The sequence below is a fragment of the Deferrisoma sp. genome (assembly GCF_054681715.1).
On sequence record NZ_BAAHFQ010000071.1, the window covers coordinates 1 to 16,409 of the forward strand.

Below are 16,409 nucleotides of genomic sequence, written 5' to 3' on the forward strand. Positions count from 1 at the left end.
GTCGGAAAGCCCCTCTGCACTGATGGGGCAGACCCGCCAACCTGCCAGCTCGGCTTTCACGCGGATGCGCCGGTCCCGGCGACGTTGGTCCTCGTTCCCGTGGATGCGCTCAGACATGCCGTCTACGTAGACCAGCACTTTGTGATCGGGGTAGGCGAAATCTGCATAGGTGACGGTTCCCCCTCCCAGGTCCAGGCGGTACTGGGCCTCCGGCGGCAGGGGGAAGCCCCGATCCCCCAGAAGCCTCAACAGTTGCTCCTCTTTGGGGCTGTCCTGCTTGCCCCGGGCCGAGTCCTCTTGCACGAACCGTGGGGGCACCTCGTGGGCCTTCTCGAACGGGCCCCACAAGTCGTTCAGGACGTTGAGGGCCCGATGACGGTCAAGTGTCGCGTGGTGCTGCTGGTTGCGAAAATGTAGCAGGCACCGGTAACAGGCCGTTGCACAGTCGCATCGCTCCAAAACCTCCTGCGCACGCTCCAGGATGGCTTCCCAGTGCGTCATGACGAGGGGCAGGAAGCCGCTGCCCCCCGGTATGGGGTCGTACACCGCCGCGAGGTCGCGTCCTTCGTCATTCTTGAGGATTGCAATCTCCAGTTCCTGATCACCCATCTCCAGCACATTGCGGGCGCCTATGCGCATCGCTTCCAGCGCATTGATGGCGTCTCCCGTTTCATCGAACGGTCCGATCTGCAACAGGTCCGACCGAATGTCGACATGCAGGGCGTGCCACCCAATTGGCCGGCCGCAGCGTCTCTCATGGAATTCCCCAAAATTCCGGATTTCCGCCACGCTCGCGAACGGCGAACGGGTGGCACCGCACGCGGTGCAGATCGGAAATCCCACATGGGGCCACTCCGTGCCGACCTGGGGCGATGCGGGGCCCTTACGGCGAGGTCCAAGATTCACCAACCGAAGGTGGGCGTTTCGCAAGAACCGATAAGGAACCGTCCCGACGTTCCCCGCCTCCCCGCCGTGATGCTCGGGCATCTGGAGGGCGAACAGATTGAACGCAACTCTCCACGGGTACTCGTCCTGGTCCGAAATCCGGCCCAACCCATCCAGCTCCACGTCGATCATCTGGAGGGACGTGAACGAGAGCCCGGTTCCGTCGCCGCCTTCCTCCAACGGAGTCGGGCCCGGAAGCACCCGGTCCGTGTCTGGGCTGAGCACCATGGGTTGTTCGAGTGCCGCCGGTTCGAAGGACGGATCGGCCGCCTTGAGTTTGTAGAAGTCCAGTCGCCGCACCTTGAACTGGTTCTGATTGGCGTACACCCGGTTCGCCGGGGTGAGTTCCCTCAAGGCCACCGGCAGGGGACGCGCCACGTCTAGCACGGGCTCCAGCGACTGCGCCCGTACATGGTCCTTGGCGAGGGCGTATCCCGGGAAGAACCCCACCCTTGCCAGGTACGTCAGTGCGTAGTTGTCTTGCTCCTCGCGCCACCGGCGGCGCAACGCGGCTTCGTAGTTGTTCCGGAGTCGTCGGTCTTCTTCGCCGAGTACCTCCCCGGCCGCTTGGCGCTCGCTATATTCGCGCAGGATCCGCTGATACGCCTTCATCTCGGCCACCAGGGTCCCGACCACCCGTTCCAGTTCGCCGGGCATCTCGTCCAGATACGCCCGGAGCCGATCCGGGCTCACCGGGTCCGCCTCATCCGGCGGCCACTGGCGGGTGAAGGTCTGTTCCAGCGCCGGGAGGATCTCGGCCTCGTGACGGCGAACCAGTTCGGCCAGGTCGCTGAAGTCCGGTTTTTCGAGCACGAGGCGGCGCGACTGCTCGTCCTTCTCGCCGAAGTATCGCCAGACGTAGGCGGGAAACGCCCGGCCCAGAACCTCGTCCTTGGCCGGATCGTCCACGCCCCGGAGCAGACTCAGCACGGCCGAGTGCACGTGCTTGCGCACGAGTGGCTCGTTTCGGAGGGAGAACCCAGGTATGCGCACCTCGCCCGCGATCATCGCGGGCGGATCGGCGTAAAAATACTGGTCGTGCTGATTGGCCCGGCAGTAGGTGAACACCACGGCGATCCGGTGCCGCCGGCCCGCCCGCCCGGCCCGCTGCGCGTAGTTGGCGGGCGTCGGGGGGACGTTGCGCATGAGAACCATCTCGAGCTGTCCGATGTCCACGCCGAGTTCCAAGGTGGGCGTGGCCACCAGGCAGTTCACCTTGCCGCCTCGTTCCTTGAACGCTCGTTCCGCAGCCAGTCGATCCTCCTTGGGCACCTGGGCGGAGTGTTCCCGGGCCCTGAGGGGAACGAACTCGTACCGGGTGTACTGAACGACGTCGTAGTTGTGCTCATCCCGGGTCGCCCGTTCGAGCCTACCGTCGCAGTGGTAGGCCGGGCACGCCTGGTTCGGCGTGGTGCGGGACCGAGCGGTGCGGCACGTGGTGCAGATGAACCGAGAATCGGTGTGCCTCAACCGGATCAACTCCAGGTTCACCTGATAGCCCGCCTCGATCCCGCTTAGAGGCGTCACCCTGCCAGCACGCCACTCCCTCAGGTTCCGGCGGACTAGCACTTTGTTGGCCACCAGCCAGTCCCACAGGGCGTCCAAGAACGCGTCGCGTTTCTCTGGCGGGCTGCCCGGGAAGGCCTTGGCTACGAGCCGCTCCACGGCGGAACTTCGGTTGAGCGAGCGAAACGGAATCGCGAATCTGCGCTGTCGGTCCTCCTGGGGGCTCTCCCTCAGCACGATCTGCGGCCGGTAGTAGTCCCCCACGGTCACCACCCCCTCTCGGACCTCCGGATCCCTCTCGGTCCAGACGCGTCCCAGCATCGGGTCGCTCACCGCATGGCGCAGCCGCAACACGTCCACCACCAGCCCGAACAGCTCGCACAGGGCCTCCGGAGTTGTGCCAAACTCCTGGGCCCACTGTGCCGCAAAGGTGCCCATGCCGTCGGAGTCCAGACCGTCGTAATCGAGCCGGGCAAGCCCGAGTTGCTCCAGGCTATTTCGCCGCTGTCGTTCCGAAGCGGCGAAAAACTCCTCCAGCAGGATCCACCGAAGGCGTTTGATCTCGTTTTCTCGCCGGCTGCCACGAGAAGGGACGAGGCCTTCCTGGGTTGCCCGGTTCACCACCTCCCGCACGAGGTGGTCGAAATAGAGCGGTTCCCCTGCCCGGTCCGCCAGGCTTTGGTATGCCAGGTGCCGCACCCGAAACCGCAGCGAGCGCTGGTCCATCCAGCCGGCCTGGAACGCGGCCTGCTGCCGGGAGTCGGCGAAGACCAAGACCTTCCGCAGGTCCGGCTCGGGCATGCAGGCGAGCATGGTCTGGGCCAGCACCATGACGTCGTAGGTCTCTTGGGATCTCACGGGCGTAACCACCGGATTCCGTTCGGTGCTGCGCGCCCCGCACGCCGGACACCGCTTGATCGGTGCGGGAAACCGGAGCAGGGGGATGAGCGTCCCGTGCTGACGGCACTTCGCCGCGAGGCACCGTTCCCCCGGGGCGTCGTGGATGGCGCCGCAATGCCGGCAGAGGTACGCATCCGAGGCGATGGGGGTATCTTCGGCCTCCTGACTCACGATTCGGTCGGTGAGGAACACCGGTTCCTCCCCGTTCCCCACGGGGGCCCCGGGATCGTCGAGGGGCCGCATCTCGCTCACACCCCCGCAGCCTCCCCCGTCGTCCACGGCGAGGGGGGCCCCTAGGGCGCCGTAGACGAAGTGCTGGCCGCACGACCGGCAGAGAAGCAGGGGAAACGCCCGCCACTGTCCGTCGTGGGGTGCGCTGAAGTGGAGAACAGGATCGGGCCGGGGGGCCGTTCCCTCCCATGCCACCCACAGGCCGTGCACGCCCTGGAGAAAATAATGCAGTTTGGGTCGCATCAAGGGTTCGTCGTCCCGGCGGGCCAGGGTTCCCAGCGTGAGGTACGCCAGAATCTCCGCCCGAAGGGCTTCCTCCGGAACCGCCCCCCGTTTACCCACGGCGCGCACCCGCGGCAGCACATCCTCTAGCGTCTTGGGCCGGGTGAAGACCTCCTGGAGTACCTCCACCATGCGATTGGGGGCGAGGAGATCGTATAGCCGCTCCAGCGACGGCCCGGTCGGTGGTGCCTTCTTGCCGCACAATCGTTCGGCCAGGAGCAAGGCCTGCTCCGGCACCTCGTCCGCTTCGTCCGCCAGGATGGCCGCGCGCACGGCATCCAGGATCTCGGTAAGAAGGCCCTGCGCGTCCTCCGGGGGCGCCGGCACGTACCGGCTGTCGGCAGAGGGTTTGGGCTTCTTGTATACCTCCTCGACCAGATCCAGCGTGCCGGGGGCCACCCCAAACAGGCGCTCTGCGAACTCCCGCACGGTCTGGTCCACGCGGTCTCGCCCGTCCCGGTCGACCACCGTCGCCGAGGAGCCGATGCATAGCACCTCCTCCGCAGACTTTCCCGCGATCGCGCGGAGCCGGCGCACGAGACAAGCCACCTCGGACCCGAGGGCGCCGGTGTAGGTGTGGATTTCGTCCAGAACGAAAAAGCGCAGAGGAGCGTTGCGGAAGAGGTCCAGATCCTTGTCCCGGAGAAGAAGGTATTCGAGCTGGGCGTAGTTGGTGAGCAGGATTCTGGGTTTCCTCTGGACGATCTCCCTGCGGGACGCGCACTCCTCCCAGGGGAGTGGAAGTTCCTCTACGCGCTCGCGGGCCCGGCGAATCTCGGCCGGAGTGTACGCCCGGGGCGCCTCGAGGCGTCTATGTCCTGCAGTCTCGTCCGGCGTCTCCCCGGTGTACCGTCCGAAGGTGATCCTCGATCCCGCCAAGAGGGGCCGCAGACGGTCCATTTGATCGTTGACCAGGGCGTTCATGGGGTAGATAAGCACGGCCGCGACCCCGTCCGGAGCCCCGGCGTCGCGCAGCTTCAGGCAGTGGTCGAGGATGGGCAGCAGGAAGCCCTCGGTCTTTCCCGAGCCCGTTCCGGTGGCCATGACCACGTGGCGCCCCGCAAGGGCCGCGCGTAGGCTGAGTTCCTGGTGCTTGTGGAGCGTTTCGAAGGGGAACAGGCCTTCCAGGGCGGGGTGAAGCCCGAGTTCCGGGTCATTGACGAGTTCCCGGATCCCCGGGCCCTGAACGAAGGGGCGGTTCAGGTAAACGTACGGGCCTTTGGCCAGGCGCTCGTGGGTGCCGGGGCCGTATGCGAGCCCCTCCCGGAACTGGCGGGCCAACCGCGGATCGGCCACGGGGAAACTGGTGAGCTGGAATCGACCAAACTGGTCGATGACGTCGGTGCCGAAGCGGATGGGATTCAGGCTCATGGTCCCCTCCCGAAAGGAGCCCTCCTGCGTTCATGCATCGAACTCGTTCATGTCACATGGACACGCGCATTTTGTGAACAGAAAACGCGTGGCATCTTCGCGCGGCACCAGGGGCGGGGCCCGATCCCGAAGTGCCTTGGGCCCCCTCCGGAGGGAGCTTGCTGAGGGGGCCCTAAAGCTCTCCACGAGAGCGTTTTCGTTGCGAGGAGCGTCTGGCGGTCCCGTGGCCCCGGTGGGCGGACAGAGGTTCTCGGCATTCGTGGACGACGTTCCCGGTTCCAGGATCCACGACGAGTTCTTGGTAGAGATCATTTTCGCGGTCGATGATCCGAGATTTGTGCATCCACCTCCCTGTTTTTCGGTGGAGGTCCGCACCACATACGGCTTCGAAATACGGTCTGCTGCGCCCCGGCCGACGGGCCTTCATGCCGAGTTTCTCTCGGAGAATCGCCCCATCTTGGGCCAACACTTTGATGTTTCGGGTCGTAGAACCGCACGACGGGCAGGGGCGCCTGGCCTTGATCGGCTCGGTTGCCCCCTCGGTGATCACGCGACCGCACTGGGCACAAGAAACAGGCGTCATTCTCCGTCCTTTCGTAACTCCTGCAACCGTTCCGCGAACCGGTAAGAGATCAGCCGGCCCATCGCGGTTGCTCTGTAACCCTCCTCCCTGTGGGAAAACTCCCGGATCTTCGTGGCAGTCCAGTCTTGGAAAAACGCCTTTACCTCGGTCAGCACCTTCAGCTCCGAGTCGGAGAACACCCCAAGGTCGGGGGGTTCAACTGACAAGACGTTCTCTCCGACGTAGTCGCCTAGCTGAACTTCTTCGAGGGCCAAGAGCCCCTCGTCCACCATGATGGCGAAAAGCGTTTCATACCGGTCCGGAACGGGGCCGTGGGGCAGGTGGGCGTACCGAGCACCCGTGATGGACACGGCGTGCTCCTTGAAGTGCTTGAAGTCCGCATAAAAGAGAAGCTTGTTGAGCTTGGTCTTCATCTGCCCGCCCCGGCAGAAAAAGAGCACGGCATTGACGAACTTGCCGTAGTCGAACGGTCGGTACCCGCTGAACTCCCCCACAGGACTTCGGCCCAAACGCTCCTCGACCACGCGGTCCCACGAGCAGGACTCCGCCACCTCGGCCTCAAGATCCTGAATCAGTTGCTCCCGTTTGCCGGGGGGCAAGGCGCCCGGCTTTTCCTTGATGAGACGCAAGAGGTTTTGGGGGGCCATGGCGAGTCGAAGCAGTTTCTCGTGGGCCTCTTCCTGCAGCGCTCCGTTCTCGTACCGGCTGAGGGTTGCCGAACCCCACCCCAGAATGGCGCTCAACTCCTTTTGGGTCAGCCCGCGGCTTTTTCGCCACTGGCGGATCTCTTCGGGCTGAAGCATGGAGTGACGGCGGCGATACTCCCGGTACGCCGCCTCAAGGGGATCGGGGCCCCGGGTGTTCTCGAACGTGCCTCCGCACGATGCACACACGTAGTACTCGGCCTCCACCGGGATGGCCTCGCCCCGGACGTTCACCACCTCTTCCCGGCGCACCAGACTCACCTCCGCCTGCTGCTCGCAACACGCACACAGGGCGGTCATGTCGTACCTCCCTCCGGCACCCGCAATGGATGAGCCAACGGACGCTTGGCGATGTGAAACGACAGACACTTGGCCAGCGGCCCCCCTCCGGTCTCCACCAGCTTGACCTTGATGTAGATCTCGCGTGGCAGTCCCTCCAAACTGACCCCGAACACCCACACCTCGCCTGGCCGGTCGCGGTCGGGTTCGGGGCCTTGGCTGTAGTCCTCCGTGGACAAGTCGAGGAGAATCTCCTCGACGTGCCGTTTGGTGAGCCCGAGATACGCCAAGGTGGCCTGCGTACTTTCGCGGTTCACCAGGTACACCCCGCTGTGCTCGGTGATCGCCTCTTTGAATCGGATGAGGAAGTCGCGGACCCGTTCCTCCACCCCTGACCTCCGTCTCCACCATGATATATCAATTCGCAAATTGCGCAACAAAATTTTTTAATCGAGACACAATCCGGTGTTCCACACCGTGCCCCGCCCGCTCATCCCTCCTCACGCGAGGAGCCCGCATGCGTTGCTTGGCGGTCCCGCGGTGCTCCGCCCCTTCGCAACCGATCCCCACGCTGTCAGCGCGATCCCGATGCGGTGCCCCGGCCCAGTACGGCTTCAATCCGGTTCCTGAGGCGGTCTCTCAGCTCGTCAGGGTCTTCCCACACGATGGTGTTGTACTGGCGCACATCGAAATGGAGATCGCCGATTTGGTCTTGACGGCAGGTGAAGAAGACCGGCAACCCGAGGCCGTGGGCGAAGCCGGCTTCGTAGTAGACACCGCCGCGGTGGCCCGTGTAGTCGGCAACCACGAAGCGACTGCGGCGGATCTCGGCGATGATGCGGTCGTCGATTTTCCCCGAATGCTCCAAGTCGTCCACTCGGACGGCTTTGTAGCCCGCTGCCTCTATCGCCGGCTTGATCGCTTGGTCATAGACCGACCGCATGTCTTCATCGAACCACATGGCGACGAAGCCCTGTTGGCTTTCGGGATTCTTGGCCTTGAGCGTCTCGAGGTAGGCCCAGCCGCTAGGCGTGATCTTCACCTCCTTTTCGGAGGTGCCGTAGGTTTGATCCACCTCCAGGCGTTCTTCGCTGTGGAGGAATTGCAACACCTCGAAAAGTTCATCCACGTTCAAGCACCACGTCCGCCCGAGCCATTTTTCGAGATCAATCACCACCGTCTCGCCGGCATAGGTCGTCTCGCCCTCCACATGGAGCATCACCTTGTCGGCTCTTTCGTGGAAGCTGGGGGTCCGGAGGCCGGCGAGCATCTCCACGTCCCTGGTGGAAACGCGGATCCCCTGGTTCTCCCAAATCCAGCCTGAGGCGTTTGCTCGTTTTCTGTTCCCAAAAGGGCCCATCCGAGGGTCTTTCGGCAAGTCTTCCAAGGCTTCCATGGTGATCTTGAAATCACCGCAGCGCGGGCAGCGGACGGAGTAGTTGCTGTCCAGAGCACCCAACCCTCTTATAGAGGCTTCAGTTGCACAAATAGGGCACTGGTTCGTGGGGACCATCGCAGCTACCTCCTCACGCGGTACTTGGTGCCCCGTTTTTGCCCCGATTTCTCCACCGCACCGGACGCCAACAGGGTCTGGATGGCCTGGTTCCACGCCTTTTGCGGCAGACCGGTGCCGGCCAGGATATCGGCGCGGGAGTGCCAGCCGGGGTTGCGGGTGAGCCAGTCGCGGATGGTCTGGGCCGGGCCGTAGAGGTGGTCGGTGCGGTCGGCGGCCAAGGGAAGGGGCGGATCGTCCCCCCGGGCTGCGGCGATCGAGGTGCGGGAAGCGGCAGAGTAGCCCGGCTCCAGCATCTCGAAGAGGTCGGGCTGGCGCGGGGTAGGCGCGCTCCTTCGGCCTTCGGGTGGCCGGAAAGGCACCACCTTGGCCTTTGGCTTGGTCAGCCGGGGTTTGGCGGGCTTCCTGTCGTGCAGGCCCTGTGCTACCTCTTCCTCGTAGCGCTCCCGGTTCAGCTCGGCCAACCGCCGGAGGATCTCGCGCCGGGCGCGCTCGGAGATGGTGAAGCGGATCCGGTCGTTTTCGGGCAGATAGGGCACCTCGTGGAAGTCGTGATCGAGGTCGATGTCGGTCCATCCGTAGGCCTCGGCCACCGCCTCGTCGATCTGGCGGTGCAAGTCGCGCAACTTCTCAATGGATTTGTCTGTCTTATGTGGATCATGAAACTTATTGTACAGATCGGTTAATCCAATCCTGGCCGTTCCCATTATTTCAGCGCGAGTTCTATCGTATGCCCCTCCTGTGACACTGAGAGATGAAATCTTTTTTTCTGAAAGAAGGGGAAACACTTCGAAGACATCTGTCGGGGTGTATCTCAGCCTTGTTTCAAGGGATGACGACAGCTTTCTTGCCCAAGCTTCATGCACTGAAGACTGTAGCAGCGCAAAAAAGCCGGGGGTGCTCGTGGCAAATATGACCACCTGTTCAGAGTATATCCATCGATTCGGAACAAACGAGAATGCTCCTGTCTTGGTCACACGAGCCGTCGCTAGGACTCGATCTAATGCCTTGGACTCTTGATCCCACCCCTCCGGATGTCTCTCGAACGCATGCCCCCGGCCGATGGCGTGGTAAAGGGTTTTCGCATCTGAACCAAAGAGCCACCAATACCGCTTGCGACGACGGGCTGTAGAGTTGCTCTCGTTGAGTCTTTGTCGTTCAGGCTTCACCCGCTCGCGCACGATCCGGTACGGCTCCGGGTAGGTGCGGGCGCGCTCCTCGGGCCAGTCCCAGAAGTTGATGACCCAGCGCGAGGGCTTCTGTTCCGGATGGGAGTTGAGGTCCTGGCCGTTGAGGTAGGGGAACAGCACGTCCCGGTTGCGCGGGTCCTTCTCGATCAGGGCCAGGGCTTCCTCCTCGGTGAGGAGGAAGCCTTTGCCGAGGACGTAGGATCCTATAAAGGAGATTCCCTCGTTCGCCTTCAGCCGCTTGGGGCTCCATTCCTCCCGGTCCGAGAGGAATGCCGAGATGTGCGGGGCGGCCACGCCCCGGATGCGGCGCTCCCCCTTCCACGGGCCCCGGTGCACATGTACGCGGCTCGTGACCACGGCCGCGTCGCTGGGCCAGGGCTCGTTGGGGTGGGCCGAGTAGATCGTGGCGCCCCATTTCAAGAGCTGCTCCAGCCCCACCTGGCGGGTGTCGCCCTCGGCGATGGTGTTCACGGCCAGCAAACCGAAGTTCCCCCCTTCGCGAAGCAGCACGAACGCCCGGAGGAAGAAGTAGCTCGCCAGGTCGGCCGAGCCCCGTTTCCCCCGAGCCAGGTACTGGACCAGATAGTCCCGGTACGGTTCGCCAAAGCGGCCGGTGATCTTCTGGCCGCCCATGAACGGCGGGTTTCCCACGATGGCGTCGAACCCGGGGTTCTCGCGGCCGAACACCTCGGGAAACTCCAGCGGCCAGTGGAACGGTCGCAGTTCCCTCAGCCGGTCCCGGGCCTCTTGGACGAACGGGGCAGGTTCACCCTGGTGGGCCAGAAGCCTTTCGAGCAGGGTGTCCAGCTCTGCGGCAGAGGCTTTGTCTAGGGTTGCGGCGGTCAGGAGGTCGGCCCACGTCCGAAGCTCTTCCACGCGGTCCTGGGCCTGCCGGTGCAGCCGCTCTTTGGCCCGCACGTCCGCCGGTGCCCGCACCGAGAACGCCTCCAGCTCGAGCCGGAGGCGCCGGGCATCTTCCATCCGGCTCCGGACCCTATCGGCGAGAATGGGGCGGTTCACGGGTCGTTCGGCCGGCGGCGCGCTTCGGATGCGCCAGTCGGCCAGGTCCTCGGCCCGGCACACCCCCACCAGCGAGTCGCCACAGCGAAGCGCGTGGTCCAGGAACGAGAACGGCTTGTCCCGGGCCAGGGTCACGAGCCAAAGGGAGAGCTTGGCCATCTCTACGGCTAGGGGGTTCGCGTCTACGCCGTACACGCACCGCTCGGCCACGAACCGGCGCGCCCACACCAGGGCCTCCTCCCGCTCGTCCGGCAGGGGAACGCGCTCCTCCCGGTCGGGCACGGGCTCGGCAAAGGGCAGGTACAACGGCGTGCCCGGAGGGTGCTTCTCCCGCTCGGCCCACCAGGCGTCCACCAGCCGCTCGGCCAGGTACCGCACCACCTGGACCAGGAACGCGCCCGAGCCCATGGCGGGGTCGCACACCTTGAGGTCCAGGAGCTGGCGGGGCGGCCGGAGGCGCTTGGGTTCCTCGGGCCGGCCGTGGGCGCCCACGTACACCAGGGGCTCCAGGGTCTCGGCCACCATGGCGCGGGTGTACTGGATGGGCGTGTAGTGGGTGCCGGTGGCCCGCCGGCTCGCCGAGGTGGTCAGGTAGAGCCGGCCGGGTTCCACCACCTCGTCCACCTGGATGATCGAGGCGTAGGGCCGGCAGCGCCGGGCCACGGCCGGGGCGTAGCGGTTCAGGGCCTCCTGGTCGGCCGGATCGGGGTGCTCAAGCCGCTCCCGGATGCGGGTCCGGTCGCCCTTCAGGGCGCCCCGGGTCGCCGCGTACTCGACCACCTCCTCCGGGGAGAGCCCCTCCAGAGCGGAGAGGGGGTAGGCGGCTTCCCCGGCGCCCGCGAACTTCACCATGGGGTCGGCGCCGGCCCGGGCCGCCCGGTGGTCCAGTAGGCCCTCGTACAGGTACCCGATGTGCTCCACGTCCAGGGTGCGGTAGGAGTACCGTTGGGCAACGGCCTCGCGGCCGATCTTGGCCGTGCCGTGGGTCAGGGCCCGGAGGATGGCGTACACGTCGGCGTTGGGGATCCGAAGGTCCGGGTGTTCCAGCACGGTCATCGCCTGGAAGGCCCGGGGATCGAACAGGTCGCCGCCGTAAGCGGGCAGGGGCAGGTCGGGGTGGGTGCTGCCGTAGAACACCAGCCGGAACAGGGCCAGGAGCCGGGGCCAGGCGTCGGCCTCCCGGCGGAACGTGTCGGGCCGCTCCCGGCGCTCGTCCTCGAGCGTTTTGAGCAGGCGACCCAGGCCGTAGCCGTCGTCGAAGAACACCACGCCGTGGGGCAAAAGCCCCCGCTCCTCGGCAAACAGCAGGAACACCAGGCGCATCACGGCGTACACCGCGGCCCGGTAGAGGTCGTCGGCCGGCACGCTGGCCAGGATGCGGCCCCCCGCCGCCTGATCCTGGCGGTCGATGGCCAGGATCAGGCGCTCCACGGCCTGGCGCACCTGCACGCCGAGGGAGTCGGTGAGGTCGGCCTGGCGCTCGGCGCTTTCGCGCACCAGGGCGGAAAGGCGCTGCTCCGGCGCGCCAAACCACCGCTGGGCCCGGAGCAGGGTGTAGAAGGCGTCGAGGACCGCCTTTTCCTCGAACCACAGATCGGCGTCGAACTCGATCCAGGCGGTCGGAAGCCCAGGGGGCACGTGCAGCAGCCGGAACGCCCGGCCGTTGGTGAGGAGCCCGAACGGGGTCCCGGTTTTCCGGAGCCACGCCTCGAGCTTGACCTGGGGGGTCTGCCGCCACCGGCCCGACACCTTCTCCACCCGGTCGAAGCCCTGGCCCGGCGCAACGGACCAGAAGCCCAAGGCCAGCTCGCCCTCCGGGCCTTCGAGCACGGCGGCCGGCCGCAGAGGCTGGTCCGCCCAGTCGAGGGTGACCACCGCCTTGAGCGGCAGGGAGGCCCCGCGGTGCCATTTGGCCTTGGGAATCTCCAGGAGGCCGAAGACCACCGTGTCGAGCCAGATGACTCGCCGACGGGAGTCGGCCGGATCGACCTGGAATCGTTCCCAGGCGCCGCGCAGCGCCTGGACCGTCGGCCTAGAAACCCCTTCGGGCCCCTGGGGAAAGTGCGCGTGCAAAACGGGCTCGCTCACCAGCAGGCCCGACACCTCCACGAACGAGAGCCAGTCGTGGGCGTGGGGGTTGGTGCGGCGGGCCATCAGGATCGCTCCTGCTCCACAAGGGGCTTGGGGAGTAGGAACCGGAGCCCCAAGGGAAACGCTCGGACGTCCCGGAGGCGGTAGCGCTCACGGATTCGGCCGGGCTCGGCTTTGCGGTCTTCCACGAGCTGGTCCAGCCGGCGACGGAGCATCTGCTCGTCCTCCCGGTACTGCTCGGCCTCCATGAAGTCGAACTGGAGCTGCTCCACAGGGGTGGCGCGGATCTGGCGCAGGCGCTTTCGGATCTCGTCGATCCGCTTCTGGGTCATCTGCCGGACCTGGGCCACCTCGTGCTCGGCCCGGTCGTGCAGCGCGGCCTCAAGGCGCGCGGTTTCGGCTTGGACGAGGCGGGCCAGCCCTTCCTTGAGGGCGCCTTCGTGCCGCTCCACCAGGAGTTCCAGCCGTCGCCCCAGGCGGGCCGGGATCGACGGGTGGGGCGCGTCCTCCGGAACCTGATCCAGCAACTTTGCCGGGGCGGGACTGAGCCCGTCTGTCGTGGCGGTCCAGCACAGGGTGCGGATCTCCTCGTGGAGTTTCTGGCCCTGCTGCCCCACGGCCAGGAGGCGCACGTCGGCCGCGAGCAAGGGAGATTCCAGGATCCCGCCGGGCACCACCTGGTAGGTGACCCGGTGGAGCCGCTCGGTTTCGGTGAGCCCCAGCGAAAACATGTTTTTTCGGAACGCGGCGAGGGCCCGCTGCATGAGGGGATGGTTCAGGTGCACGAGGACCACGTCGCGGCGGTCGCGGGCGTCGGCCGGGTCGAACACCAGCGTGAGCAGGCGCCCCCGGGCGTCCTTGACGGACGCCGCGCATCGTTCCCCCCAGTGGGCGGGGGGGCTGCGGAGGACCGCGCCCCGGCCGGCCAGGTCGCCCTGGGCGGGTTCGAGCCCGGGGTGCCCTTCGATGCGCAGGGCGTCGTCGAGCACGCGCCGGAGGGTGGCCGGGCGGATGTCCCACTCCCGCCGGGCCTGGTCCACCTGGGCCCGCAGTTGCCGCAGCCTCTGGCGGTCCCAAAGGTCCTGGCGGATGTCGTCCTTGAGGGTGCGGCGGGGCGAGATCCTCTCCAGGTCCACCCCCCGGTTGCCCCGCATGTACTCTTCCACGCGTTTCTCGATCACCGCGGCCACAGAGCCCAGGTCTTCGCGCATACTCTGGACCTTGTCCAGCACGGTACGAAGGAACCGGGAGTCGGCGCGGTTCTCGTGCACGAAGTGGAGGATGAGCACCTCGTCGGCCCGTTGGCCGTGTCGGTCGATTCGGCCGTTTCGCTGTTCCAGGCGGTTGGGGTTCCAGGGGATCTCGTAATGGATCAGGTAGCGGCAATGATTTTGGAGGTTGAGGCCCTCGGCCGCGGCGTCGGTGGCCAGGAGCACCCTCACGGGGTGCTCCTGGGGGGGCGTCTGGAAGCCGGCCTTCACCGCTTCGCGGCTCTGGGCGTCCATGCCGCCGGTGAGGATGAGGACCCTTTCCTCGCCCATCCACCGGGTCACGTGGGATCGGATGTACTCCAGGGTGTCGCGGTACTCGGTGAACACGATGAGGCGCTCGTCATTCCACTCTCCGTCGGTTTGCAGGTGCTGGGTGACCCATCGTTGGAGTTCCTGGAGTTTCGCATCGGGGCTGTGCCGGCGGGCCTCGGCCCATGCCCAGAGGTCGGAGAGCCATCGGTCCTCGTCCGGGGTGAGTTCGCCGAAAAAGCGGGTGCTCTCCCGGAGGGCCTCTTCCTCCAGTTCCTGCTTCACTCGATCGTCGGCGTGGTCCTCGGACGCCCGCCGGATGAGCTGCTCTACCAGTTCGGAGTCGGCCTCCCCTACCGGAGGCGGGCTGCCGGGCCGGGTGACGTGGTCCAGATGGGTCTCGAGCGAGCGGCAGAAAGCCAAGGGGCTCGACAGGAACCGCTTTTTGAGCAAATTCAGGGCGAACTGCACGGCCAGCCGTTCTCTCTGCTGCCCGGCCCGCTCGATGCGGTGGCGGATGTACCGGTCCAGCAGTTCACAGGCCTGCCGCTCACTCGGGTCGTCGGGTACCGGGATGGCGCGGACCGTGCGCCGCGCGAACCTGCGCTGGGAATCTCCGGCCAGTTCGCTTTTGAGCCGGCGAACCATGACGGTGCGGACCTGGTCCGGGTCCACGTCGGGTCCCCGGTGGAACCGCAGGGGGTCGAGTTGCTCCAGCAGGGCCGTGAAGCTTTCGGTGAACCCGTTGTGGGGGGTGGCGGTGAGAAACAGTCGGTGCTGGAAGTGCGGGGCGATCTGGCGCAGCATCCGGGTCCGGTCGGAATCGCGCACGTAGCGCTGCCGGCCCGCCGGCGCGCAGTTGTGGGCCTCGTCGAGGATGAGTAGATCCCAGTTCGAAAGCCCCTCCTGGCGTTCCATGCTCGCCAGGAACTGCTGGAGCACCGGGCCGCGTTTCAGAAAGTCGATGGAAGTGATCAGGCGCGGGTGGCTGGTCCAGGGGTTCACGTGAACTCCGTACTCCCGCCGTAGTCGGACCACGGCGTCCCGGTCGATGATGCGGAACTCCAGGTTGAACTTCTCAGCCATCTCCTCCTGCCATTGCCGTTGGAGGGAGGCCGGGCACAGGACCAGGCAGGTTCTCACCCGGGCCCGTGCGATCAACTCTTGCAGCACGAGCCCGGCCTCGACCGTTTTGCCGAGGCCCACGTCGTCGGCGATGAGAAGGTTCACCCTCGGCATGACCACGGCCCGGGCGGCAGGTTCGAGCTGGTAGTATTCCAGCTCGATGCCGCCTCGGAACGGCGACTGGAGGGCGCCGCCCGCCAGCACCGAGGTCGAGGACCAACGAAGCGCCGTGAGGAACGACCGAAATACCCGGGGGTGGTCCCAGCGACCCGAGGGCCGCGGGAACCCGTCGGCGTGGTGCACCCGGGGGTTCACCTCCCGCTCCCAAAGAACGCTCAGCCTCTCCCCGAGCCGGTCGTCGTCCAGGCACTCCAGGTCCACACGTGTGACCGTGGGGTCGCGATCGTCCTCGTGGGGGACCACGTCCTGAACGATCCAAAGGCGGTTCCGTACCGTGACGAGCTGGCCTTGCTCGGGGGCCGAGACGGAGTCTGGGACGGGATGGGATGTAAGGTGCACAGCGGACTCCCCCACACGGACCGCCGTAGACGGCCGAAGCGCTGACAACCGACCGGGAGGGCCCGCCGACTTTATCGCCTTTTCGGGGTGATTGCCAACGGGAAGGGGCGGGGAAGAACGTCGTGCGGAGTGACGCCCCGGGGCCCCAGGCGGACCGGGACTCTCCTGACCCGTCGGGTTCGGGTCTGCCCCCCCCCGCACACGATGTGACCACGTTAGATGTCCCCCGCGTCGTCAACCACCCGACGCGGGCGGGGCCGGGCCCCGATTCGCCCCCGTTGCGCGCGAACGTCGCGCCAGGCCGGGACTGTTCACGCCTGTTGGTACGCTTTCGCACTGGGCCGGCGCGTACCGTGTCCGACCGCCCCTCAGGGCGCTCCCTTTCGCACTGTGGCCGGCAGGGGTGAGCCGTGATCCCGGATTTGTCCGCTCCGGTGACGGGGCGCTGCCATCCGGCTTCGAGCCTGCGCCAGGGCTCCATGGGGTTTTTCCCACTCGTGTCCAAGAACGCTATCGCCAGAAAGCCTGAGAGCCTGAACTGATGCGGAAAATCGGCGGGTCGGCGAACCGGGGAACCTGGTCCATGAAAAATGCCCTCCGTCTCGGGTATGGTGGTGCTCTCAACAGACA

The 16,409-nt window shown here is 66.1% G+C and carries 6 protein-coding genes; all 6 read right to left on the minus strand.

Going from position 1 to position 16,409, the window contains the following annotated elements:
• A partial coding sequence (locus tag ACY0I8_RS10900) for a DEAD/DEAH box helicase (RefSeq protein WP_461394770.1) occupies nt 1-5,235 on the minus strand: 5,235 nt, incomplete at its 3' end.
• Nucleotides 5,236-5,814: 579 nt separating this feature from the next.
• Nucleotides 5,815-6,822 (minus strand): type II TA system antitoxin MqsA family protein, encoded by a 1,008-nt coding sequence (locus tag ACY0I8_RS10905; RefSeq protein ID WP_461394771.1) that lies wholly within the window; start codon nt 6,820-6,822, stop codon nt 5,815-5,817.
• On the minus strand, nt 6,819-7,190 hold the full coding sequence (locus tag ACY0I8_RS10910) for a type II toxin-antitoxin system MqsR family toxin (protein ID WP_461394772.1): 372 nt from the start codon (nt 7,188-7,190) through the stop codon (nt 6,819-6,821). Before ACY0I8_RS10910 ends, ACY0I8_RS10905 begins: the two co-directional genes overlap by 4 nt.
• A gap of 185 nt (nt 7,191-7,375) precedes the next feature.
• The gene (locus ACY0I8_RS10915; protein WP_461394773.1) at nt 7,376-8,314 is read right to left on the minus strand and encodes a hypothetical protein; all 939 of its coding nucleotides are present in this window, start codon (nt 8,312-8,314) and stop codon (nt 7,376-7,378) included.
• A gap of 5 nt (nt 8,315-8,319) precedes the next feature.
• Complete coding sequence (locus ACY0I8_RS10920; RefSeq protein ID WP_461394774.1) at nt 8,320-12,678, minus strand: Eco57I restriction-modification methylase domain-containing protein; 4,359 nt, start codon at nt 12,676-12,678, stop codon at nt 8,320-8,322.
• Nucleotides 12,678-15,980, minus strand: a complete 3,303-nt coding sequence (gene drmD, locus ACY0I8_RS10925; protein ID WP_461394775.1) for a DISARM system SNF2-like helicase DrmD — start codon at nt 15,978-15,980, stop codon at nt 12,678-12,680. Before drmD ends, ACY0I8_RS10920 begins: the two co-directional genes overlap by 1 nt.
• Nucleotides 15,981-16,409: the final 429 nt, after the last annotated feature.

What these genes read in the sequence shown, in the direction of transcription:
- ACY0I8_RS10905 (WP_461394771.1), bottom strand. Translation starts at nt 6,822, where the DNA reads ATGACCGCCCTGTGTGCGTGTTGCGAGCAGCAGGCGGAGGTGAGTCTG.
- ACY0I8_RS10915 (WP_461394773.1), bottom strand. Translation starts at nt 8,314, where the DNA reads ATGGTCCCCACGAACCAGTGCCCTATTTGTGCAACTGAAGCCTCTATA.
- ACY0I8_RS10920 (WP_461394774.1), bottom strand. Translation starts at nt 12,678, where the DNA reads ATGGCCCGCCGCACCAACCCCCACGCCCACGACTGGCTCTCGTTCGTG.